General features: G+C 73.2%; 22 protein-coding genes. 8 read left to right on the top strand and 14 right to left on the bottom strand.

The annotated features are described in order from the left end of the window. The first annotated feature begins 210 nt into the window (after positions 1-210). Positions 211-2,046 (top strand): arabinofuranosidase catalytic domain-containing protein, encoded by a 1,836-nt coding sequence (locus AB0N17_RS25360; RefSeq protein ID WP_366013756.1) that lies wholly within the window; start codon positions 211-213, stop codon positions 2,044-2,046. A gap of 81 nt (positions 2,047-2,127) precedes the next feature. Here AB0N17_RS25360 and AB0N17_RS25355 read toward each other — a convergent pair whose 3' ends face one another. Then, positions 2,128-3,774: an APC family permease gene (locus AB0N17_RS25355; protein WP_366013755.1), complete on the bottom strand. Its 1,647-nt coding sequence runs from the start codon at positions 3,772-3,774 to the stop codon at positions 2,128-2,130. A 117-nt stretch (positions 3,775-3,891) separates the two neighbouring features. Continuing rightward, entirely contained in the window at positions 3,892-4,860 is a 969-nt protein-coding gene (locus AB0N17_RS25350) for a trypsin-like peptidase domain-containing protein (RefSeq protein ID WP_366013754.1), read from the bottom strand. A gap of 185 nt (positions 4,861-5,045) precedes the next feature. Between AB0N17_RS25350 and AB0N17_RS25345 the strand changes: the two genes are divergently transcribed. Together AB0N17_RS25345 and AB0N17_RS25340 are read left to right on the top strand one after the other, a co-directional pair. Then, positions 5,046-5,711 carry an AraC family transcriptional regulator gene (locus AB0N17_RS25345; RefSeq protein WP_366013753.1) on the top strand — a complete coding sequence of 222 codons (666 nt, stop codon included), beginning with the start codon at positions 5,046-5,048 and terminating at the stop codon, positions 5,709-5,711. Positions 5,712-5,826: 115 nt separating this feature from the next. Further along, on the top strand, positions 5,827-6,138 hold the full coding sequence (locus tag AB0N17_RS25340) for a hypothetical protein (protein WP_366013752.1): 312 nt from the start codon (positions 5,827-5,829) through the stop codon (positions 6,136-6,138). Positions 6,139-6,178: 40 nt separating this feature from the next. Here the strand turns inward: AB0N17_RS25340 and AB0N17_RS25335 are convergent, their stop codons facing one another. Then, a complete protein-coding gene (locus AB0N17_RS25335; RefSeq protein WP_366013751.1) occupies positions 6,179-7,480 on the bottom strand; it encodes a Tat pathway signal protein in 1,302 nt (433 codons plus the stop codon). A 35-nt stretch (positions 7,481-7,515) separates the two neighbouring features. Continuing rightward, the gene (locus AB0N17_RS25330) at positions 7,516-8,520 is read right to left on the bottom strand and encodes a LysR family transcriptional regulator (protein ID WP_366013749.1); all 1,005 of its coding nucleotides are present in this window, start codon (positions 8,518-8,520) and stop codon (positions 7,516-7,518) included. Between the two features lie 72 nt (positions 8,521-8,592). On the opposite strand from AB0N17_RS25330, the gene AB0N17_RS25325 reads away from it, so the two are divergent. Continuing rightward, positions 8,593-8,982: a RidA family protein gene (locus AB0N17_RS25325; RefSeq protein WP_366013748.1), complete on the top strand. Its 390-nt coding sequence runs from the start codon at positions 8,593-8,595 to the stop codon at positions 8,980-8,982. A gap of 38 nt (positions 8,983-9,020) precedes the next feature. On the opposite strand, the gene AB0N17_RS25320 is transcribed toward AB0N17_RS25325, so the two are convergent. Further along, the gene (locus AB0N17_RS25320; protein ID WP_366013747.1) at positions 9,021-10,262 is read right to left on the bottom strand and encodes a hypothetical protein; all 1,242 of its coding nucleotides are present in this window, start codon (positions 10,260-10,262) and stop codon (positions 9,021-9,023) included. Between the two features lie 473 nt (positions 10,263-10,735). Beyond that, positions 10,736-11,557 (bottom strand): NAD(P)H-binding protein, encoded by an 822-nt coding sequence (locus AB0N17_RS25315; protein WP_366013746.1) that lies wholly within the window; start codon positions 11,555-11,557, stop codon positions 10,736-10,738. 83 nt (positions 11,558-11,640) lie between these two features. On the opposite strand from AB0N17_RS25315, the gene AB0N17_RS25310 reads away from it, so the two are divergent. The 3 genes from AB0N17_RS25310 to AB0N17_RS25300 all read left to right on the top strand — a co-directional run bounded on the left by AB0N17_RS25310 (position 11,641) and on the right by AB0N17_RS25300 (position 13,904). Continuing rightward, the gene (locus AB0N17_RS25310; protein ID WP_366013745.1) at positions 11,641-12,255 is read left to right on the top strand and encodes a TetR/AcrR family transcriptional regulator; all 615 of its coding nucleotides are present in this window, start codon (positions 11,641-11,643) and stop codon (positions 12,253-12,255) included. 380 nt (positions 12,256-12,635) lie between these two features. After that, positions 12,636-12,716 (top strand): tryptorubin family RiPP precursor, encoded by an 81-nt coding sequence (locus tag AB0N17_RS25305; protein ID WP_366013802.1) that lies wholly within the window; start codon positions 12,636-12,638, stop codon positions 12,714-12,716. A 141-nt stretch (positions 12,717-12,857) separates the two neighbouring features. Continuing rightward, the gene (locus AB0N17_RS25300) at positions 12,858-13,904 is read left to right on the top strand and encodes a cytochrome P450 (RefSeq protein WP_366013744.1); all 1,047 of its coding nucleotides are present in this window, start codon (positions 12,858-12,860) and stop codon (positions 13,902-13,904) included. Between the two features lie 58 nt (positions 13,905-13,962). Here AB0N17_RS25300 and AB0N17_RS25295 read toward each other — a convergent pair whose 3' ends face one another. Beyond that, complete coding sequence (locus AB0N17_RS25295; protein WP_366013743.1) at positions 13,963-14,844, bottom strand: DMT family transporter; 882 nt, start codon at positions 14,842-14,844, stop codon at positions 13,963-13,965. A gap of 197 nt (positions 14,845-15,041) precedes the next feature. Here AB0N17_RS25295 and AB0N17_RS25290 point away from each other — a divergent pair, with 197 nt between their 5' ends. Further along, on the top strand, positions 15,042-15,461 hold the full coding sequence (locus AB0N17_RS25290; protein WP_366013742.1) for a CBS domain-containing protein: 420 nt from the start codon (positions 15,042-15,044) through the stop codon (positions 15,459-15,461). A 30-nt stretch (positions 15,462-15,491) separates the two neighbouring features. On the opposite strand, the gene AB0N17_RS25285 is transcribed toward AB0N17_RS25290, so the two are convergent. The 7 genes from AB0N17_RS25285 to AB0N17_RS25255 form a co-directional block, all read right to left on the bottom strand. Beyond that, entirely contained in the window at positions 15,492-17,240 is a 1,749-nt protein-coding gene (locus AB0N17_RS25285; protein ID WP_366013741.1) for a carbohydrate binding domain-containing protein, read from the bottom strand. Between the two features lie 165 nt (positions 17,241-17,405). Continuing rightward, positions 17,406-18,053, bottom strand: a complete 648-nt coding sequence (locus AB0N17_RS25280; RefSeq protein WP_366013801.1) for a hypothetical protein — start codon at positions 18,051-18,053, stop codon at positions 17,406-17,408. Between the two features lie 41 nt (positions 18,054-18,094). After that, on the bottom strand, positions 18,095-18,859 hold the full coding sequence (locus AB0N17_RS25275) for a DUF2071 domain-containing protein (RefSeq protein ID WP_366013740.1): 765 nt from the start codon (positions 18,857-18,859) through the stop codon (positions 18,095-18,097). Between the two features lie 103 nt (positions 18,860-18,962). Further along, positions 18,963-19,238: a DUF4190 domain-containing protein gene (locus AB0N17_RS25270; RefSeq protein WP_366013739.1), complete on the bottom strand. Its 276-nt coding sequence runs from the start codon at positions 19,236-19,238 to the stop codon at positions 18,963-18,965. Positions 19,239-19,240: 2 nt separating this feature from the next. Beyond that, positions 19,241-19,408 (bottom strand): hypothetical protein, encoded by a 168-nt coding sequence (locus AB0N17_RS25265; RefSeq protein ID WP_366013738.1) that lies wholly within the window; start codon positions 19,406-19,408, stop codon positions 19,241-19,243. A 155-nt stretch (positions 19,409-19,563) separates the two neighbouring features. Next, positions 19,564-19,845, bottom strand: coding sequence for a hypothetical protein (locus AB0N17_RS25260; RefSeq protein ID WP_366013737.1), 282 nt, complete (start codon positions 19,843-19,845; stop codon positions 19,564-19,566). Between the two features lie 108 nt (positions 19,846-19,953). After that, the gene (locus AB0N17_RS25255; RefSeq protein WP_366013736.1) at positions 19,954-20,634 is read right to left on the bottom strand and encodes a maleylpyruvate isomerase N-terminal domain-containing protein; all 681 of its coding nucleotides are present in this window, start codon (positions 20,632-20,634) and stop codon (positions 19,954-19,956) included. Between the last annotated feature and the right edge of the window lie 47 nt (positions 20,635-20,681).

The following is a 20,681-nucleotide window of genomic DNA, read 5'->3' as shown; positions in this document are numbered from 1 at the left end:
AAGGACGCGTGGTGCAGAACCAGCCGTTCGCCTGACACGGCGTCACATGACCTGAGGAATCAACATCTTGGCTCACGTCCAAAACTTTTCATAAGGTAAAAGCAACAAATCTTGACGACATCCATCAGCGTGCGTACCTTCCGCTACGGCCGCTCAGCGCTCCAACCCGTCTGTCACGACACGGAATTCACCCCCTGCGAGGAGCCCCGTATGCGCGCAATCCGAAGACCACTCGCGCCGGCCCTGGCCGTCATCGCCCTGCTCCTGGGCGTGCTGCTCGGCCTGCCCACCCCGTCCCAGGCCGCCGGTTCGCTGCCCTGTGATCTGTACGGCGGCGCCGGCACCCCCTGTGTCGCCGCGCACAGCACGGTGCGCGCGCTCCTGTCCTCCTACGCCGGCCCCCTGTACCGGGTCACCCGGGCCTCCGACGGGGCCGGGGCCGACGTCGGACTGCTGTCCCCGGGCGGCTACGCCGACGCCGGGCAGCAGGACAGGTTCTGCGCGAACACCACGTGCCGCATCACCAAGATCTACGACCAGACGTCCCGGCACAACGACCTCACCCCGGGACCGGCGGGCACCTCCGGCATGGGCGCGGACCGGGGCGCGGACGCCTCCGAGATCGCCGTCACCGCCGGCGGACACAAGGTGTACGGCGTGTGGATCTCGCCGGGAGTCGGCTACCGCTCCACCGGAGCCGCCTCCGGTGTCGCCGTGAACGGACAGCCGGAGGGCGCCTACATGGTGGCCAGCGGCACCCACGTCGGCTCCGCCTGCTGCTTCGACTACGGCAACGCCGAGAGCACGCCGGCCGACACCGGCAACGGCCACATGGACGCGGTGAGCCTCGCGACCACCTGCTACTTCGCGCCGTGCACCGGATCGGGGCCCTGGGTCGAGGCCGACCTGGAGAACGGCATGTTCCAGGGCGGCAACGGCTCCAACACCGCCAACCGGGGCAACGCCGGCGCCTACGTCACCGCGGTGCTGAAGAACAACGGGCAGACGCGGTACGCGCTCAAGGGCGGCGACGCGCGGTCCGGCGGGCTCACCACCTGGTGGGACGGCGCCCTGCCCACCCGCGGCGGCTACCGGCCCATGCACCAGGAGGGCGGCATCATCCTCGGCACGGGCGGCGACAACAGCAACTGGAACATGGGCACGTTCTTCGAGGGCGTGATGGTCTCCGGCTATCCCACCGACGCGGCCGAGAACGCGGTCCAGGCGAACATCGTCTCCGTCGGGTACTCCGGTGAGACCGACGTGCCAGGCGGCCCGCAGGGCACCGTCACCGGCCCGGGCGGCAGGTGCGTCGACGTGGCGGCCGACGACACCGGCGCCGACGGGACGGCGGTACAGCTGTGGGACTGCCAGTCGTACGCCGAGGACCAGCACTGGACCCACAACGCCGACGGTTCCCTCGCCACCCTCGGCCGGTGCCTGGACATCGACGGCAACGGGACGGCGAACGGCACGAAGGCCGAGCTGTGGGACTGCAACGGTGTCGGCGGCCAGAAGTGGGTGCAGCAGAGCGACGGTTCGCTGCTGAACCCGCAGTCGGGCCGCTGCCTGGACTCTCCGAGCGGTGCCACGGCCGACGGCACCCGGCTGCAGATCTGGGACTGCAACGGCTCGGCGGCCCAGAAGTTCTCGGTCGACGCCGGCGCCCCGATCGCGGCCCCGGGCGGCAGGTGCGTCGACGTGGCGGCCGACGACACCGGCGGCGACGGCGCGGCCGTACAGTTGTGGGGCTGCCAGTCCTGGGCGGTCGACCAGCACTGGTACCACCGCTCCGACGGTTCCCTCGCCACCCTCGGCCGGTGCCTGGACATCGACGGCAACGGGACGGCGAACGGCACGAAGGCCGAACTGTGGGACTGCGACGGTGTGGGCGGCCAGAAGTGGGTGCAGCAGGGCGACGGTTCGCTGCTGAACCCGCAGTCGGGCCGCTGCCTGGACTCACCGAGCGGTGCCACGGCCGACGGCACCCGGCTGCAGATCTGGGACTGCAACGGCTCGGCGGCCCAGAAGTTCCGGCTGGGCTGACGGCTCGGTGATCCACGCCCACGTCCACGGGCAGGGCTCCGGCAACGCGTCGCCGTCGTGGAGCCGGACGCCTCCCGGCGGTCAGAGGGCGTTCTCCTCCTCGGGGACGACCACCTGGTCGATCAGGCGCTGGATCCGCTCGCCGGGCAGCGCGACCGCCATCGCCCAGTAGTAGACGACGAGGCTGAAGGCCGCCGTGACCCCGATGTCCCACCACAGCGGGAACCAGGGGTGCTTGAGCGGCCCGAAGTCGCTGAGGTAGACGATCAGCCCCATGCCGATCAGGTAGACCGGAAGCCACTGGGCGGCCCGCAGGTCGAGTTGCGGGGTGATCGGGTTCATCTTGAACACCCGGTTGGCGACCAGGATGACGTAGCCGATGAGGATGGCGACGCCCAGCTTCCAGTCGGTGGTCCACCCCGACCACAGGATCAGCAGGTTGGCGACGATGAAGGCGAGCGGCGACATCCAGCGGCCGCCGGGCAGCCGGTAGGGACGGACGGCGTCGGGCAGCCGGTCGCGGAACACCCCGAAGGACAGCGGGGCACCGGCGTACATCAGCACACTGGCGCTGGTGATGAGCCCCACCAGGGAACGCCAGCTGGGGAACGGCAGGAAGCAGACGCAGCCGATCACGAAGGCCGTGATCAGACCGACCCAGGGGACGCCGCGCCGGTTGGTGGTCTCGAAGACGGAGGGCACGTACCCGTTGCGGCTGAGCCCGTAGGAGACCCGTGACGAGCCGGTGATGTAGATCAGCCCGGTGCCCGCCGGGGAGACCACGGCGTCGAGGTAGAGGACGGTGGCCAGCCAGCCGAGGCTGAGGAGCGTGGCCACTTGGGCGAAGGGACCGCTGAGGGCGGTGAAGGCGGAGTCCGCCCAGTGGCTGCCGATCTGGGAGGCGGGCAGCGCGGCGAGGAAGGTGACCTGGAGCAGGATGTAGATGATGATGCCGATGACGATGGATCCGATGACCGCACGGGGGATGTCCCGCTTGGGGTTGGCGCTCTCACCGGCGAGCTGGTCGGCCTGCTCGAAGCCCAGCAGCGCGAAGATGATGCCGCTGGTGGAGACGGCGGACAGGATGCCCTTCGCCCCGTACGGGCTGAAGCCGTCGGCCGCGGTGAAGTTGGCGGTGTGGAACTGGGCGACGGCGAACACGAAGACCGTCAGCAGCGGGACGCCGACCTTCCACCAGGTCGCGGCGCTGTTGGTGCGGGCCAGCAGCCGGATGCTGAGGAAGTTGACGGCCGTGATGACCGCCATCAGCCCGACCGCGACGGCGATGCCGGGCGGGGTCAGGATGTGCTCGCCGCCCCGGATCTTCTCCCAGCCGCTCGCCCAGGAGTAGTGCTGGGCGTACGTGATCATCGCCAGCACCTCGATGGGCGCGACCGTGGCCGCCTGCAGCCAGGAGAACCAGCCGAACGACGCACCGGCGGCGCCGCCGAAGGCGTAGTGCGGGAAGCGGGCGGTACCGCCGGAGACCGGGTACATGCCGCCGAGTTCCGCGTGCACCAGAGCCAGGATCAGGATCGCGAGGCCGCCGATGGCCCAGGAGATGATCGCCGCGGGTCCCGCTGCCGCCAGGGCGCCCTGGGCGCCGAAGAGCCACCCGGATCCGATGATGGATCCCTCTGAGGCCCAGATGAGTCCGATGAAGCCGATCTCGCGCCTCAGGCCCGGTTTCCGGGTCTTCGGACCGGGTGCCGCTTCCGACGCTGTCATGGTGCACACCCCTCGGTAGGGTGATGTTCCTCACCATCGTGCCACGGTGCGGGGAACTTGGCGGTGAGCGTGCGGGCGCGAGTCCGGCGGCCCGCGGCGCGCTGCGGCCCGGGACCGTCACCCCGCGGGCGGGGCGTCGGTGACCGCTGCCCGGTACAGGGACCGGGTGGCGCTGCCGAAGGGGGCGCTGTAGGAGATCTGAGGGGTGTTGCCGCCCGTGTGATAGCCGCCGATCACCCCGACGACGGCCCAGCCGTCGGGCCGGGGCACGAGCATGGGGCCACCGCTGGTTCCGCCCACGAAGGCGTCGCAGGCGATGCGCGAGAACGTCCCCGGGTCGGCCGGGTCGTCACTGTCCCACCTGGTCATGCGGCTCCAGCACTCCAGCGGCTTCTCCGCTCCCGCCGGATAGCCGATCATCCGTACCGGGGCGTGCCGGTAGCCCGTTCCGGTGAGCAGCCGCACGCCGCCGACGGCGTCCTGGACGCGGGTTCCGTCCTGGCCGGGCCCGGTGACCGCGAAGGCGAAGTCGTACGCGGCCCCCGCGTGTTCGCCGAGGTCGTAGTACTCCTGCGGGACGTAGACGCCGCCGGTGCGCACGGGGAATACGCCGAAGGGCTTGCGGGCGTCGTGGTACTGGGGGACGAAGGCCAGATGCCGCTGGGGCGAGGTGCCCGCGTAGCCCTTCAGACAGTGTCCGGCGCTCAGGACCAGGTCGTGCCCGGGGCTGCGGACGACGGCCCCGCTGCAGGTGCGTCCGGTACCGGTGGCATCGGTCCAGAAGAAGGTGCCGGCCTGGGGGATGCCGTCGAAGCTCCTGCTCGGCGGGATGTGCTCGCCCGGCCGGGGCCCGTCCACCGTGGGGGCGACGGCGGGTGACGCCGTGTCCGTCCCCGCGTCCTCGGCGAGGCCGACGGGCAGGGCGGCCGCCATACGGGCCGGCGTCCAGTAGGCGTCGAGCCGGACGGCGACCGGGTCCGGGCCGTCCGTGCCGCGCGCGGCGGAGGCCGCCGGGGTGAGCCCGGCACAGAGCAGCAGGGCTGCCGCACCGACGCCGGCGTACCGCGCGAGCCTGGTCCCGGGCACCCCCACATCCCCTCACCCGCATCACCCGTAAGGAAGCTGACGGCCCACCATAGGCCCGGTGCCCGGCGCGGGCCAGTGCCCTTCCGGCCGGGGTGTCGCTCAGGCCGTGCGGCGCAGCGGCGGTACGGCCGGCACCTCCACGGTGTTCACGAGGTCCTCCTCGGTCAGCCGGAAGCCCTCGGGCGGTGCGGCCCGGCCAGGTGCACCAGTACGACTCGGATCTGGCCGCGGCCGAGGGTGTCGTCGTGCTGTTCACACCGGGCTTCCTCGCCCCGGCCACGGTGGAGGCGGCCCGGGTCGACCAGCCCGTGTGGCGGTCACCGCTCACTCCGACGGCCGCCGACGGCGGGGCCCTGGACGCCGTGCTCCAGCTGCTGCGGGCCGAGTACCGGCGGCTGGCCGACCTGCCGCTGGAGGTCCAGATCGACGTCGTACGCCATCTGCTGTCGGTCCTCGTGCTCCGGCTGACCCACGCGCAGGGAGCCCGGGAGACCGCCGGGGGCGGCAACGAGACCTTCCGGCGCTTCCAGCGAGCCGTCGAGCGCGACTTCGCCCGCACCCACCGCGTCGAGGACTACGCCCACGACCTCGGCTACAGCGTCCGTACCCTCACCCGGGCCACCCGCTCGGCCGTCCGCAGCGGGGCCAAGGCCTTCATCGACGACCGGGTGCTGCCGGAGGCCCGGCGGCTGCTGTGGCACACCGGCCTGCCGGCCGCGGCCGTCGGCGACCGCCTGGGCTTCCCCGACGCGACCGTGTTCACCAGGTTCTTCCGGCGCCGGGCCGGTGAGACACCGGCCGCGTTCCGCGCGCGGGCCCGGGGGACGCATGAGGCGCGTGCCGAGGGGTAGGCGCCCGTACCGGCCAGGACCGGCCGTCCGGGGCGTTCGACCCCGTCCCGGGCCGTGCAGGGATCGTCCTGGCCCCCGCAGGAAACCGTCCTGCCCCCACAGAGAGGAGAACCCGATGAAGAAGCCGATGCGTGACGCAGGCGCGGCCGGTGCTGTCACGGCCCTGGTCGCAGGCGCCCTCCTCGCCGCCGGCGGCCCCGCGGCGGCGGCCACCACCGAACCCCACGGGCACGCCGCGACGGGCACCACGGCGGGCACGGCTCCCGCCGGCCCCGGCACTCCCGCGCACCGCGGCCACCACGCGGGCATCGACCCGTGGGTGGAGGGACAGCTGGCGCAGTATGATCCCGCGGCCAAGCGCCTCATGGCCGCCTACGATCCCTGGATCAAGGACCAGATCGCCCGCTTCGTACCCCCCTCCCGGTAGATCCGGTACCGCCCGTGCCGCCCTGCCCGGGCCGCGGTGATCAGTCCACGAAGACCATGTCCGGGTACCTCGGGGACGGCCCCTCCAGCAGTCGTCCGCCGCGGCCGCGCAACCAGTGGTCGAAGTAGGCGGACACGTAGGCCTCGTCGGCGCGTATCGCGGTGGCCGGCTCGATGGTGCCGATGTCGGAGGCCTGCACGCAGGGCGACAGCCGCAGCTGCGGCAGGAGCGCCTCGGCGTCCGTGAACGAGGCGTGCTCCGAGCCGCGCAGGGTGAGCTGACGCGTCCACCCCGGGGTGTGGGCGCGGAACGCCTCCCAGCCGGGGCCGGTGTCGGTCTCGCCGTCCTTGCCCATCAGCAGGAAGGGACGGTCCAGGCCGTGCCGGGCGACCGGCATCAGCGAGCCGTCGACGTTGGTCAGATTGCCGTCCATGTCGAGCCCCGCGGTGATCCGGTGGTCGGCGTCCATCGCCAGCGCGGCCGCGGTGCCGCCCATGGAATGGCCGAACATGCCCACCTCGCCCATGTCCAGCGCGCCGGCCAGACCCTCCGGGAGCGGCTGCCCGTCGGCGTCCGGATTCCGGTGAGCGTTCAGTGCCCGGAGCCGGTCCAGCACGAACCCGGTGTCGGTGACCCGGACGGACAGCGCCTTGCGCACATAGGCGTCGGGATCGCCGGGCGGCAGCATGGTGACCAGTGAGCCGTCCGGGAACTGGACCTCGGGCGACTCGTAGGTGTGGTCCACGGTGACGACGACATAGCCGCGGCTGGCCAGATCGGCCACCAGCGTCGTGCCCCACGTGCGCGGCTCGCCCAGCCCCGGGGAGTAGAGCAGCACCGGCAGCCGCCCGGCGCGCCCGGCGGCCACGGGCGCGCCACGGGTCACATGGGTGAGGGTGCCGGCCCAGTCGGCCCGGCCCTTCGGGATGTTCATCCCCAGGTATTCGCCGGCCGTGACGTCGTCGAAGTGGGCCGCTGCCGCCGGCAGCATGTACGGGGCGGCGGGCCGGCCGGCCGTGTGCCGCGCCGGGTAGTACACGCTGGCCATCAGCTCTCGATGGTCCTGCCCGGGCTTCCACGGGTCGGGGCGTGTGCGGTCCACCAGGTGCAGATCCACCTCGCCGACCCGGTAGGGGCCGGTCGGGGCCGGAAGGGCGAGGTGGCGCGCGGAGGTGGGAGCGGGGACGGGGGTGGAAGGGGTGGCGGCAGCGGGGACGGGAGGGGAAGGGGTTGCGGCAGCGGGGAGGACGGCGGTCAGGGTGCAGAGCGCGGCGCCGGCACAGACGGCGAGCGCGCGTCGCTTGACGCCCCCGCGGCGGGGGCGCGGCTGATGCTTCGTCATGGATCCAGCGTGTCGGCCCGACGACCCCGCGCACATCAGGGGACGCCCCCCATCTCGTCCCTCGGGGTATCCGTAGGGGACCGCCCGGGCGGGTGTGTGGCGTCAGCGGCACGGCCGGCCCCGACGGCGGCCTCAGCGCCCTGACCGAGCGTCGCCAGCAATGCCCCCACCAGCGGGTTCCGGTCGTCCCTGCGCCACGCCACGGCGACCCGGGTGCGGGCCGTGCCGGGGGCGATCCGGCGGAAGGCGACGCCCCTGAGGCGGATGCGGCGGATGCTCGCCGGTGCCACGCAGACCCCCAGCCCGGCCTCCACCAGGGCGCACACGGTCTGCCACTCCACCGCGTGCTGGGCGATCCGTGGCGTGAACCCGGCCGCCTCGCACAGGCCGGTGATCTGGTCGTGGAGCCGGGGGCCGACCGCGCGCGGCAGCAGCACGAACGGCTCGTCGGCCAACGCGGCCAGCGGCACGGTGCGTCGGGCGGCCAGTGGATGCGCGGCCGGCAGTACGGCCACGAACGGCTCGCCGAGTACCGTCCTGAAGTTCAGTCCGGGCTCGTAGGGCGGGGGTTCCCGCAGCAGGCCGATGTCGATCGTGCGGTCCCGCAGGGCGTCGAGTTGCGGTGCCGTGGTCATCTCGTGGATGTCGAGCCGCGCGTCCGGAAACCGCTGGCGGAAGTCGCGCAGCGCACCCGGCAGCAGGGTCAGCGCCACCGAGGCGGCGAAGCCGATCCGCAGCCGTCCGGCCCGGCCGCTGCCGACGGCCCGCGCCTGAGCCAGCCCGTCGGCGAGGCCGGTCAGGGCGTGGCGGGCGGCCGGCAGGAGGGCACGGCCGGCCGGGGTGAGCGTCACGCGCCCCGGCCCGCGGTCGAACAGCGCATGCCCGACCTTCTCCTCCAGCCGGCGGATCTGCTGGCTCAGCGGGGGCTGTGCGATGCCCAGCCGGGCGGCCGCGTGACCGAAGTGCAGTTCCTCGGCGAGGACGACGAAGGCACGCAGTTGCGGCAGGGGGAGTTCGGGGCGGTCCGTGTTCCAGGACATATCCCCAGTGATATCAGCCCATGCCTCGTCCTGTATTGGACGTATCAATGCTGGTCACCTAGCGTTCGGCGCATGACGGAGCGACGCGCGATCCTCAGTGGCTCGGCCTTCGAGGAGCAGATCGGTTACGCCCGTGCCGTGGTGGACGGCGACTGGGTGCATGTGTCCGGGACCACCGGGTTCGACTACACCACCATGACGATCTCGGACGACGTGGTGGAGCAGGCCGAGCAGTGCCTGCGCAACATCGAGGCCGCCCTCGCCGAGGCACGGTGCTCCCTCGCCGACGTGGTGCGCGTGCGCTACCTGCTGCCCGACAGAGCCGACTTCGAGCCCTGCTGGCCGGTGCTGCGCCGCGCCTTCGGCGGGATCCGCCCGGCCGCCACCATGCTGCAGTGCGGCCTCGCCGACCCCCGCATGAAGATCGAGATAGAGGCGTACGCCCGCCGCGGGACGGACTGATCCCCGCGGCGAGCCGGTCACCGGTCAGGGCCGCCGTGTCAGGCCGTCCCCGCCGTGTCCTTCGCCTGTTTCGTGGGGCGCAGGAAGGAGTTCCAGCCGCCCTCCGGCTTCTCGCCGACCTGCAGGGCGCGCAGTTGCGCGAGGATGCCGGGGTCCTGGGCGTCGAGCCAGTCCACGAACTGCCGGAAGGAGACGAGGCGTACGTCCGGCCACCCGGCGATCTGCCGGAGGGCCTCCTCGACCGCGTCCATGTAGATGCCGCCGTTCCACTCCTCGAAGTGGTTGCCGATGAACAGCGGGGCCCGGTTGGTCTCGTACGCCCGCTGGAAGCCGGCCATGTAGGACTGGGCCGCCTGCGCGCGCCAGTAGGGGTAGTTGTAGGACGGCGCCCGCGTCGAGTGCGCAGACTGGTTCGCCAGCATGTTGTAGTCCATGGACAGCACTTCGAAGGAGTGCCCGGGGAAGGGGATGTTCTGCAGGGGCAGGTCCCAGATCCCTTCCCGCTTCCTCGGCCAGCGCTGCAGCCCGCCCGGTGAGGACGCGTCGTAGCGCCAGCCCATCTCCCGCGCGACCGGCAGCAGGTTCTCCTGGCCGAGCAGGCAGGGGGTGCGTCCGCCGATCAGTTCCCTGTCGTAGTCGAAGGGCAGCGGCGGTTCGTCATGCCAACCGGTGTGTGTGCGCCAGGACTTGACGAACGACCGGGCCTGCTCGATCTCCGAACGCCACTGCGCCGCGGTCCAGTCGGCCACCGATCCGGGGCCCTCGCAGAAGTGCCCGTTGAAGTGCGTGCCGATCTCGTGGCCGTCGAGCCAGGCCTGACGCACGTACGTCAGCGTCTTCTTGAGGTGCCGGTCGGTGAGGTAGCCGATGTCGGAGGCGCCGACCGGGTTGTTCGGCGGCCGGTACAGCCGCTTCTTCCCCTCCGGCAGCAGATAGAGACCGGAGAGGAAGAACGTCATGCGTGCGTCGTGTGCACGGGCGAGCTCCAGGAAGCGCTGGAACAGGCCGGTGCCCACCTCGCCGGCGCCGTCCCAGGAGAACACCACGAACTGCGGGGGAGTCTGGCCGGGTTCCAGGGGGGTGGGCGGGTCCGGCTGGTTCGGCTGACGTCCGGTGTACGACGTCGAGCCGTCCCCGATCAGCCGGGGTGCCTCCGCTCCCGGCCCTTGGGCACCGAACAGCCCCTGGACGCTCCCGCACGCGGCCGACGAGGCGGCGACCACGCCGATGCCGGCGCCAAGGCCGAGGCGTGCCACGCCTCGTCGGCTGATTCCACTCATGCTCATCCCAACCCGCGCCCTGCCGCGACGCGTTGTGCGCCCCCTCAGCCGGTTCTCCCCCTACTGCACAATAGAGACAATAAGCATATAAATGTGATTATTTTGTGCGGTGTGGCGCGCAAAAGAGACGCTGTCGGCCCAGCCGGGACGGCGCGCCGGGAGGTGGTGAGGAGCCATCGACCGTGCGGCCCGGCGTGCCGGATGCGCCGAGCGGGGCGCCGGCCGCGGCAGACCGGCGCGTCTTTCCCCGGCGCCGATGAGTCTCTGGGGGTCGGCACGTCGCCGGGCACCGGCGAGCCACGGGGTGCCGAGGAGCGACGGGGCACCGGCCGCCGGGGACCGACCAGTCTCTGGGCACCGACCAGTCTCTGGGCACCGGCGCGCTGGGCGCGCCGGCCGCGGCAGACCGGCGCAGACCGGCGCCCCTTTCCCCGGTGCCGGTGAGCCCCGGCGGAAGGCCGTGACGTTGAGCCTCAGCGGAAGGCCGCGACGTTGCGTGCCGCCCAGGCCGCGAACGGGGCCGCGGGGCGGCCGAGCAGGCGCCGTACGTCCTCGCCGACCGACCGCTCCTCCGGTGTGGGCTCGCCGAGGATGGCGAGGGTGCCCTCGGCGACCTCCGGCGGCATGAACCGGACCATCTGGGCGCGGGCCTCCTCGCGGCTCTGCTCCACGAAGGTCACCGGTTCGCCGAGTGCCCCGGCGATGGCGGCGGCCCGCTGTCGTGGCGTCGTGGCCGCCGGGCCGGTCAGTGTGTAGGTGGCGCCGTCGTGCCCGTCCTCGCGCAGGACGGCCGCGGCCACCGCGGCGACGTCGTCCGGGTCGACGAACGGCAGGGCCACGTCGGCGAAGGGTGCCGCGGCGGTGCGGTGCCGGCGGACCGGCTCGGCCCAGGCGAGCGCGTTGGAGGCCAGGCCGCCCGAGCGCAGGACGGTGGACGCGAGCCCGGAGCCGGCCACGGCCGCCTCGAAGTCCGCGGCCTGCCTGTAGGTCCCGGGGCGCGTGCCGACGCCCTGCGAGGACAGCAGCACCACCTTCGCCACGCCGGCCGCGGCGGCCTCGCCCAGAAGGCCGGCCGGGTCCTCGCCGGCCACCAGGAGGAACAAGGCCTTTGCGCCCTCCAGAGCGGGTGCGAGGCTCGCCGGCTCGCCGAGATCGGCGGCCACGGCCCGTACGCCCGGCGGCACCTGCTCGTCGCCGACGCGCCGGGCGACGGCCGTCACCCTCTCCCCGGCCCGCACCAGCCCGGTGACCAGTGCCCGTCCGACGTTCCCCGTGGCGCCCGTGACAACGATCATCGCTTCTCCCCGTGAGTGAGTTAGTTGACTAACTAAGTCACGACGTTAGCGTGCGGCACCCGCCGTTGTCTATCTTTAGTCAGGTGACTGACTCAGAACCCGCCGCCGCTGACGGGGTTTCGCGGCCCGCCCGGTCCCGCCGGGGCGGCAAGCGTGAGCGCCTGGTGAAGGCGGCCGTCCAGGTCTTCCACGAGCAAGGCGTGGAGAAGACCACCCTCGGCGACGTCGCCCGCGCGGCCGACGTGCCGCTCGGCAACGTCTACTACTACTTCAAGACCAAGGACCAGCTGGTCGAGGCCGCGGTGGACGCGCACCGCGAGCAGATCGAAGCGCTCACCGCCGCGCTGGACGCGCTCCCGGACCCCGCCGCCCGCCTGAAGGCGCTCGTCGCCGGCTGGGTCGACCAGCGTGAGACCGCGGCGCGCTTCGGCTGTCCTTTCGGCACCCTCGCCAGTGAACTCGACAAGCGCGACGACGATCTGGGCGAGGCTCCCGCCGGGGTCATGCGAGCCCTGCTCGCCTGGGCGGAGTCCCAGTTCGCCCAGCTCGGCCGCGCCGACGCCGCCGCCCTCGCCGTCGAACTCGTCGCGGCCTACCAGGGCATGGCCCTCCTCACCCACACCCTGCGCGATCCCGGCCTGATGGCCGCCCAGGGGGAGCGGCTCCGGTCCTGGATCGAGTCGGTCGCGGGCGGATAGGGCTCGCGGGCCACCGGGGTGGCATGTCCTCATCCGGCCAATGTCCGGCCCGTCTCCGGGCGGTGGAACGGCGACCGCGGCCGGCAGGCGTCCGCTGACACCGTCAGGCCGTCCGGCATTCGGACGCCGTGCACCGCCGTTCATCAGCGCGGGAAGTGCGCAGGGCATGTGCCGCGCCGCTCGCGGTCCGTGCGGAGTCAAATCGGAGCGCCGATGACCGGAGAAAGTCTCAAACCGGCCATTGGGCAGGGCAGTTGGACAGCGTGGTGATTATCAGTCGATCGAAGCAGGGAAGCTTCCCGGAGTCGTCGACACGAGCTCTTCGCCGGCCTCCCGGAGGGGTCACGTGTCACCGCCCACCCCCGGGAGGAGGTGCACCGATGAAGCTTCTCTTCGCCATCCGCAACAAGGTTGCGGCCACCAAGAGCCTCAAGGCGAACGCCTGGTACTTCTGGTACTGAGTTCCGCGCCGCTGCGGCGTGGGTGCGCCGACATCGTTGTCCGGCCGGGGCCCCTCGCGGGCCCGGCCGGACGGCGGTGTCCCCGGCCCGGCGCCCGCCGCAGCCGCCGTCCCGTCCGCCCCGCCCCGCATCGGAGTGCTCATGCCGCCGTCGTCCGCCCCGCGTGCGCGCACCACCGTGTTCGCTCCGCGGCTCGCCGCGCTCATCGACGACCACCTGGGCCAGGACCTGTTCCGGCTGGAACCCGACACCATCGGCGTCGCGGGACACGAGGTCGCCGACCGCGTCCTCGCCGCGCGCCGGGCGACGGAGACCGAGCGCCCCACCTTCAAGCCGCTGCACGGGCGTTCCATCACGCGGACCGAGGCCTCCACCGTCACCCGCACCATCGGCAGCGACGTGCGCGACGCCCTGGCCGGGCCCGTCCCCAAGGACGTGGACCTCACCGGCTCCTGGCCGCTGACCGGGCACCTCTTCCTGCGCGACCTCGTCCTCGGCCACGACCCCCGGCGCCTGCGCACGCTCATGAGCCGCACCCTCGAACTCACCCCCAAGCTCACCTGGTCGGTGATCGCGGTCGGGGCCGCCCTGCCCGGCTGGCCCCGGCCGGACGACCGGCTCACGGCCCTCGGGTCCCGGACCGCGCGGGCGCGGGGGTACCAGGAACGCCGGTACGCGATGGGCATGTACCGCAGGGCGGCGGCTCCGGTGTGCTTCACCGTCTCGACCCTCGTGGCCAACGCCCTCTGGCTGGGCTCGCCCTTCGACGCCGGCACGCCCAACCGGAACATCATCCTGGAGGCCCTGCGCCTGCTGCCGCCCTCGTGGAACATCCTGCGCAACGCCTCGCCCGAATACCCCGCCGTCGACGCCCGGATCGGCGAACGCGACGACGTCCTGCTGCTGCCCCTGCTCTCCCACCGCGACCCGGCCCTGTGGGACGACCCCGGCTCCTTCCGCCCGGAGCGCTGGGACGGCCTCGACCCGGACGACACCCCCGGCTATCTGCCCTTCGGCCACTCCTCCGAACGCTGCTGGGGCCGGCACATGGTCATGCCGCTCGCGGAACTGCTGCTGGACCTGGTCCGCGCCGCCGGGCTGGTCGTCGACCCGCGGCAGCGGGTCGGCAAGGTCCCGCTGCTCGGTCTGCTGGGCGTGGAGGACGTACGGCTGACCCGGTCGCGCTGAGTGCGGCCCGCGGCAATCCGGTTGCCGGGGGCCGTTCGTCGCCGCCCCCTGACCGGGCTCAGGTCGCCAGGTCGCGCTGCTCGGCCGGGACCGGCAGCACCACGATGCGCTGGACGGCCCGGCTGAGGACCAGGACGCCGGTGACGATCAGCAGGGCTCCGCACGCCTCCGGCACGAGCCACCAGCCGGTGCGGATCCGCTCGTCGAACAGGGTGATGCCGAGGGTCAGGCTCACCACCGCGTCGCCGATGGTCAGCGCGGGCTGCGCGGCGGCCAGGGGACCGGCCTGGAGCGCGTTCTCCAGCAGGATCACCGCCGCCACGCCGGCCAGTGCGAAGCCGTACGTCTGCCAGGACCGCAGGAAGGCCGCGAAGCCGTGGTCGGCGAAGGTGCCCGTCGCCGACTTCAGCAGGGCGGCGGTCAGGGCGTTGCCGATCGCGGAGGCGGCCGCCAGCAGAGCGGCGCGCCGGGCCGGCGGGCGTCCCCGGCCGGCCAGCAGAACGGCCCCGGCCATGGCGCCGAGACACAGGCACAGGGCCGGGATCCAGCGCGCGAGGGAGGCCTGGTCGGCCGCGCCGTGCGGGTCCGCCGCGACCAGCAGGACGGCGAGGCCCATGACGCACCCGCCGACACCCCACCAGCCCGAGTGGGGCAGCCGCCGGTGCATCAGCGGGGCGGCGACGAGCAGGGCGAAGGGCAGCTCCAGGATGAACAACGGCTGGACGAGGGAGAGCGGGCCGTTGACCAGGGCCAGGCTCTGGAACAGCGCGGCACAGATCACCCCGGCCATGCCGATCAGCCAGAACGGCTGCCGGGCCAGCTCCGCGACCAGCCGGACCCCGCTGCGCTTCGACGTCGACGCGACCTTGCGCTGGAAGGCGGTGCCCACGGCGTTGCTCGCCGCACCCGCGACGGCGAACACCGCGGCCAGTTCGATCACGACCGTCTCCTGCCTGCAGGGAGACCTCCCGGAGGAGCTCCGGGACTTCTCAGCCTACGGAAGGTGGGGCGGGAGTGCCGGATGTGGCTCCGGGGCGGGGCGCGGCACGGGGCACCGACCGTGCAGGCGTGGAGGAAGCGGCCGTTTCCGGGGTACCAGCACGACGAGGCGGTCGGCGGAGGGGCGAGGAGGAGCGCATGGCGCAGGCGGTCCGCGAGATCATGACCTGCAACCCGGTGGCGGTGGCGCCGGAGACCCCGGTCTGCGAGGTGGCCGCCCGGATGCGTGACGAGGACATCGGCGCGGTCCTGGTCTGCGCGGGCCACCGGCTGCGCGGGCTGGTCACCGACCGGGACCTGACCGTGCGGATCCTGGCCGAGGGCGGAGACGCCGCCCGGCGGACGGTGGCGGAGGCGTGCAGCGGCGAACTGGTCACCGTGGCACCGGACGACGACGTGGACCGGGCCGTGCAGCTGATGCGGGGCAAGGCGCTGCGGCGGCTGCCGGTCGTCGAGGACGGGCGTGTGGTCGGGATCGTCGCCCTGGGCGATGTGGCCGTGGAGTACGACCCCGAGTCCACGCTGGGGCAGATCAGCGCGGCCGGGCCCACCCGGTGACCTCCGGGCGGGAGCGGCCGCGGGGGACGGTCAGGAGAGGGTCAGGTCGTCCGCCGAGACGGCACCCTGCCCGTACCAGCCGTGGACGTACACCGTGACCGTGCCGGAGGAGCCGGTGGTGAACGGCACCGTCAGCTTCGTCCACGAGGAGGACGACGCCCAGGTGCTGGCGGTCGCGCCGCCGCTGACCCCGAGATAGGCGTACGGACCCTGCACCCAGCCGCTCAGCGTGTACGAGGTGTCGGGCTTCAGGGCGAGGGTCTGCGCGCACTGGCCGGTCTGTGAGGCGGACGGCACGGTCCTCAGGGCGTGGGAGCCGCCGTGCACCGGCGAGGAGACCACCGTGGCGCCGCCGTCGCAGGTCCAGGGAGTGAGCGACCCGCTCTCGAAGTCGCCGTTGCCGAGGACGGCCGTGCCGCCGGACCCCTTCACCGTCAGGGTGAGCGTGGCGCTGTGCCGGGTCGAGCCGGCGGTGCCGGTGACGGTCAGGGTGTAGGTGCCGGGTGCCGTGGAGGCGCCGGTCTTCACGGCGAGCGTGGAGGTGCCGCCCGCGGTGACCGAGGACGGGCTCAGGGAGGCGGTCGCCCCGCTCGGCGCGCCGCTCACGGTGAGACCGACGGTCTGCGCGCTGCCCGAGGTCACCGCCGTCTTCACGGTCGCCGTCGCGGTGCCGCCGGGGTCGGCCGAGGCGGTGGCGGGGGAGAGGGAGAGGGAGAAGTCGGATGCCGGCGGGGTGGTCGTACCGCCGGTGAAGGGCGCGAAGGTGTGCGTGAAGTACCAGGTGTCCTGGGCGATGCCCGAGCAGGTGTCGGAGGCGGGGGAGCCGGGGCAGCCGCCGTTGTCGCGCTGGAGGGCCCAGAAGGAGAGGGTGTTGATGCCCCTGGCGACCGCCCAGTCGTAGACGGTGCCCGCGTCGGCGGTGGTGAACGTCTCCGCGGGACCGTAGTCGTCCACGCCGGGCATCTCGGTGACGCCGACCATGTTCCACAGCTGCGTGTCCGACAGGTTCGGGTAGAGACCGGCGAGTTGGTCGTGCAGTCCGCTCGCGGCGGTCTCGGTGTCGGTGGCCATGTGGTGGGTGGCACCGTCGTAGTAGTCGAACGTCATCAGGTTGACGACGTCCACCTTGGCGCCCGCGTTCTTGGCGCTGCGCAGCACGGCGAGCCCGCTGTCGGCGAGGCCGGTCGTGGTGGTGGGCAGGGTGTAGGAGAACTGCACGGAGCGTCCGTTGGCGGCGGCCCAGTCCTGCACCTTCTTGATGGCCTGGTTGCGGCGGTCGATGCCGGCGGTGTTCGTGAGGGAGTTGTCCTCGACGTCCATGTCGAGCCGCGAGACGTCGTAGGTCGTGATGATCTTCTCGTAGGCGGCGGCGACGGAGTCCACGTTCGTGCAGCTGTCGGCGATCTCGGTACCGCCGTTGTCGGCGGCGTAGCCCCCGAGCGAGGGGATGACGTCGCCGCCGCGGGAGCGGAGGGTGGTGAAGTCACCGCCGAAGACCGAGCCGTCCACCGGCTTGGAGCTGTCCCCGTTCCAGTACGGGGTGCAGGAGCCCTTCCTGTCGGCCTGGAGGAAGGCCATGGTGAGGTACTTGGCGCCGGAGGACTGGGCGAGAGCGGCGGGGCTGTCGCCGTTGTAGGACTCGAAGTAGGGCGCGAAGACGTGCGCGGGCAGCGGGGTGGCCGCGTGCGCGGTGCCCCCGGTCCCGAGGGCGAGCCCGGCGGACGCGGCCAGGGTGGCCAGGCCGGACAGCAGGGCGCGTAGGGATCTCGGACGGGTCATCGGGTACTCCCGGAAAGCGGACGACAGGCGATCGGGCGGGGGTGTCGCACGGTGAGCAGCCCGGCCGGGGCTATTGGTCTAGGCCATGATTGGTCTGGACCATACACCGGTCAAGGTGCGGGGAGCGCCTTTTGCGTGTTCATGGGGAACAACGCGGTTCGTTCGCTAGGAGATTGACGGTACGTCAGGAGAGGTCACCGTCGTCGTGACGCGTACGAGGCACGGTGTGCGGGGCGTCGAGCCGAAACCGAACCGGACGGGCGGTTCCACCTCGCTCAGGGAGCCGAGGTCCCGGCCCTCGTGCACGGCCCGCGCCGCGGTGACGCGGTGCAGGTCGCGCGCGCCGTACCACTCGTGCCGGCCGCCCCCGGCCGTGCCCCGGGTCCGCACGCCCAGCAGCACCCGGGCGACCGGGTCCGTCATCGCGGTCCAGAACGTCCGGGCGGCCAGCACGCCGGGCACCGCCCGCAGCAGCAGCCCCAGCGGGCCGCGCCGGCCGACGGTGAGGCTCAGCCCGAGCACCGGGGCCGCGTCGACGGTCCAGCGGTTCCCGGCGACATGGACCCGCACGGGGACGACCCGCACCTCGTCGAAGGCGTAGGTGCCCGCGACGAATTCGGCCGTGCGCCGGGTGGGGGCCAGCAACAGCCGGTGTCCGTCGGGCCGTTCGAGCATCACGTCGCTGAACGGCCCGAACGGCGAGCGGGGCCAGTGGCCGAGCACCAGACGGGTCCCGGACGTCGTCCCGACCCCGGCGATCCACCCGTCGAACCGCAGCCGGGCGGAGCCCCGCGCGGGCACCGGCGACGCGATGGCCGTTCCGCACGCCCTCCCGAGGGCCACGGGCAGCGGGTTCACCCCCTGCCGCCCGCTCCCCGGTGCGACGCCGCCACCACGTCCCCGGCGCTACGGCCGCGCGGCGGCCGCACCGGCCGGGACAGCCCCAGGCGTACCCTGCGCACCCCGTCCGAGAAGTGCACCAGCGGCTCCCTGACGGGCGGGGGCAGTCCCACCGCCCCGGTGAGATTCTCCGACACGGCCTCGATGCCGGCCTCGCGCAGCGGCCAGGGCTCGTGTTCGACGGGCGTCTCCCACAGAGCGCCGAACCGCCGTGTGAAGGCCCGCCAGCGCGAGGTCAGCCAGACGTCGCGGCGGGTGGGCCGGACCGGTTCTCCGGGGCGGACGACCACCCGGTACGACGGGCCGCCGCCCCACCGGGAGCCCGTGTAGGCGAGGGCGCCGGACCGTCGTGCCAGCGCCAGGCGGCCCATGTGGTACGGAATGCCGACCGCGCGGGCGGCGAGCATGACCGGGCAGGCCACCTCGACGGACAGGAACCACAGCCCGGCCCGCCCCTCCCGGTCGCGCACATAGGTCCGCAGATTGGTCTCGGCGAAGGGGGGCAGCGCGGCCGGGATCCCCGGTGGGCGCACGCCCGCCATGACGAACGGTGTGAGGGTCACCCAGGCCGACCCGTCGAACGTGTCCACCACGAGCCCCTCCGGCAGCAGGCGCTGCACCTGGTCCGGAGGGTAGGCCCAGTGCACGAAGGCCTGGGTCAGCCAGCCGGCACGCAGCGCGGGGACGTAGACGCGCCGCTCCGGTCCGTAGGAGACCACGGGCACCGACTCCCCCGGCCGGCCGGGCCGAAACCCGGGACCGGCCGGGGTCGCCCCGCGCGGGACGCACCGGGCGACATCGGCGAGATCCGAAGGGGAGGGGCTAGCCGCCCCAGACGGACCAGGACGCCCCCGAGTGCGAGGCGGCGAGGAGCGCGAGCACCACCAGGTCGGCGATGCCCAGCCCGAGCCCGAGCAGGGCCCGGAAGCGGCGCGGGGTGTCGCGGCGCAGCGCGATGACGGCCAGGGCGATGGCGATGGGGCCGAGGACGAGGTTGAGGACGAGCAGCCCGACGAGTCCGAGGACGAAGGAGGCCACGGCCATGCCTTCGGTGTCCCGGCGGCCGGTGCGGGCCGAGGGCGGAGCGGTCAGCCGCATGGTCAGGCCCTCCTCGTCCGGTCGCGGCGCCGCCGCCGCTCGCGTTCCGCGAAGACGAGGAGCCAGCCGGCGATGAGCGCGCCCAGCAGCAGCGTGACGGGCCAGGGCAGATAGGAGGCCGCTCCCACGACGATGCCGAGCAGGAGCAGGGCGACGACCAGGAAGAGCACGGCTACCTCCCCGGGACCGTGACGACGGTCGGGGACGGCGGCTGCCCCGCGGTTCGCTTCTTCGACGGCCGGTACGGCCGTTGCGTCAACGCGTTCATGACATCGCGGGTTACCCGTGAGTCGCCGTCTCACGCAGCCGCCGCCGACTTTCGGCCTCAGGTGGCGCGCGTCCCTCCGCCGCGGCGGATACGGCCCAGCAGATCCCGGTGGTACGCCGCGAGTTGGCCGGTGGGCACCGGGGCGGGGCTGCCGGCGAGGGTGTACCAGACGTCGCTGCCCGAGTACTGGATCGCGACGCGCACGCTGTGGCCGTCGGACCGCAGGATGGTCGCGACGGTGAGATCGCCGGTGATGACGCCGACCTCGTCGGTCAGCGCTCCGCCGGGCCCGGCGGTGACCCGGTCGACGTAACTGTTGATGCTGGGAGGGTTGTTCATGGGGCGCAGGTTTCCATCCCGCGGACCGGCACGCCCCGCACCGCGCAGGTGTCGTCGCGGTGTGTGCCCGGTTGGGCGTGTGGCCGCAGGGCCCGGCCGGGGCGGCCCTCAGCCGAACAGCGGGAAACGGTCCGCCGCCGCCCCCAGGGCGGTGCGCTCCGCGTCGCTGAGCGCGGCCCGTCCGGTGCCCACGCGCGCGTAGTGCGCGTCGCTCCACTCCGGGAGACCGGGCCGGCCGAGCAGACCGTCGAGGGTGGCACGCACCGCGGCCAGCCCCTCGGGTGCCGGTCCGGGTGCGTCCGGGAGCCGGACGGTCAGGTCGAGGTGGTGGACGGTCGCCTCCACGGCGAGGGTGGTGAGCAGGTCCCCGGCCGTGAGCACGTGTCCCTGGGTGCCGACGGGCCGGTCGGGGTCGGCCGCCTCCGCCGCCCGCGCGGCGGCCGCCAGCGTCTCCAGGTACAGGCCCCGCAGCTGACGGAAGTCGAGGAACATGCTCGCGCCGACCCGTGACCAGCGGCGGCCGTTCGCCGCACCGGCGGTGTCCGGGCGCCAGTCCCGCCAGTACGTCACCGCGTCCCGGTCCACGGGCGCACGCGCCGGTGTGTGCAGGGCCACCAGTGCCCGCTGGGCGTCGGCCAGACAGTGGTAGAGGAGGTCGCGGACCGCCCAGCCGGTGCAGCCGGTCGGCAGCCACGACTCCTCGTCGCCCAGCCCCGCGACGGCGGCCGAGGCCGCCTCGTACGCCGCGCGCACCGCCCGCGCCGGACCGGCGGCCTGCTCCGTGCTCATACGTCCCCCGTGCTCATACGACCCCCGTGCTCATACGTCCCGCGTGC

It is taken from the genome of Streptomyces sp. NPDC051133, assembly GCF_040682635.1.
In the GTDB taxonomy this organism is placed as follows: domain Bacteria; phylum Actinomycetota; class Actinomycetes; order Streptomycetales; family Streptomycetaceae; genus Streptomyces.
Note: the sequence above shows the minus strand (reverse complement) of the source record. Positions and strands in the feature narration are given on the sequence as shown.

What these genes read in the sequence shown, in the direction of transcription:
- AB0N17_RS25360 (WP_366013756.1), top strand. Translation starts at nt 211, where the DNA reads ATGCGCGCAATCCGAAGACCACTCGCGCCGGCCCTGGCCGTCATCGCC.
- AB0N17_RS25355 (WP_366013755.1), bottom strand. Translation starts at nt 3,774, where the DNA reads ATGACAGCGTCGGAAGCGGCACCCGGTCCGAAGACCCGGAAACCGGGC.
- AB0N17_RS25340 (WP_366013752.1), top strand. Translation starts at nt 5,827, where the DNA reads ATGAAGAAGCCGATGCGTGACGCAGGCGCGGCCGGTGCTGTCACGGCC.
- AB0N17_RS25335 (WP_366013751.1), bottom strand. Translation starts at nt 7,480, where the DNA reads ATGACGAAGCATCAGCCGCGCCCCCGCCGCGGGGGCGTCAAGCGACGC.
- AB0N17_RS25330 (WP_366013749.1), bottom strand. Translation starts at nt 8,520, where the DNA reads ATGTCCTGGAACACGGACCGCCCCGAACTCCCCCTGCCGCAACTGCGT.
- AB0N17_RS25325 (WP_366013748.1), top strand. Translation starts at nt 8,593, where the DNA reads ATGACGGAGCGACGCGCGATCCTCAGTGGCTCGGCCTTCGAGGAGCAG.
- AB0N17_RS25320 (WP_366013747.1), bottom strand. Translation starts at nt 10,262, where the DNA reads ATGAGTGGAATCAGCCGACGAGGCGTGGCACGCCTCGGCCTTGGCGCC.
- AB0N17_RS25315 (WP_366013746.1), bottom strand. Translation starts at nt 11,557, where the DNA reads ATGATCGTTGTCACGGGCGCCACGGGGAACGTCGGACGGGCACTGGTC.
- AB0N17_RS25305 (WP_366013802.1), top strand. Translation starts at nt 12,636, where the DNA reads ATGAAGCTTCTCTTCGCCATCCGCAACAAGGTTGCGGCCACCAAGAGC.
- AB0N17_RS25300 (WP_366013744.1), top strand. Translation starts at nt 12,858, where the DNA reads ATGCCGCCGTCGTCCGCCCCGCGTGCGCGCACCACCGTGTTCGCTCCG.
- AB0N17_RS25290 (WP_366013742.1), top strand. Translation starts at nt 15,042, where the DNA reads ATGGCGCAGGCGGTCCGCGAGATCATGACCTGCAACCCGGTGGCGGTG.
- AB0N17_RS25285 (WP_366013741.1), bottom strand. Translation starts at nt 17,240, where the DNA reads ATGACCCGTCCGAGATCCCTACGCGCCCTGCTGTCCGGCCTGGCCACC.
- AB0N17_RS25270 (WP_366013739.1), bottom strand. Translation starts at nt 19,238, where the DNA reads ATGCGGCTGACCGCTCCGCCCTCGGCCCGCACCGGCCGCCGGGACACC.
- AB0N17_RS25260 (WP_366013737.1), bottom strand. Translation starts at nt 19,845, where the DNA reads ATGAACAACCCTCCCAGCATCAACAGTTACGTCGACCGGGTCACCGCC.
- AB0N17_RS25255 (WP_366013736.1), bottom strand. Translation starts at nt 20,634, where the DNA reads ATGAGCACGGAGCAGGCCGCCGGTCCGGCGCGGGCGGTGCGCGCGGCG.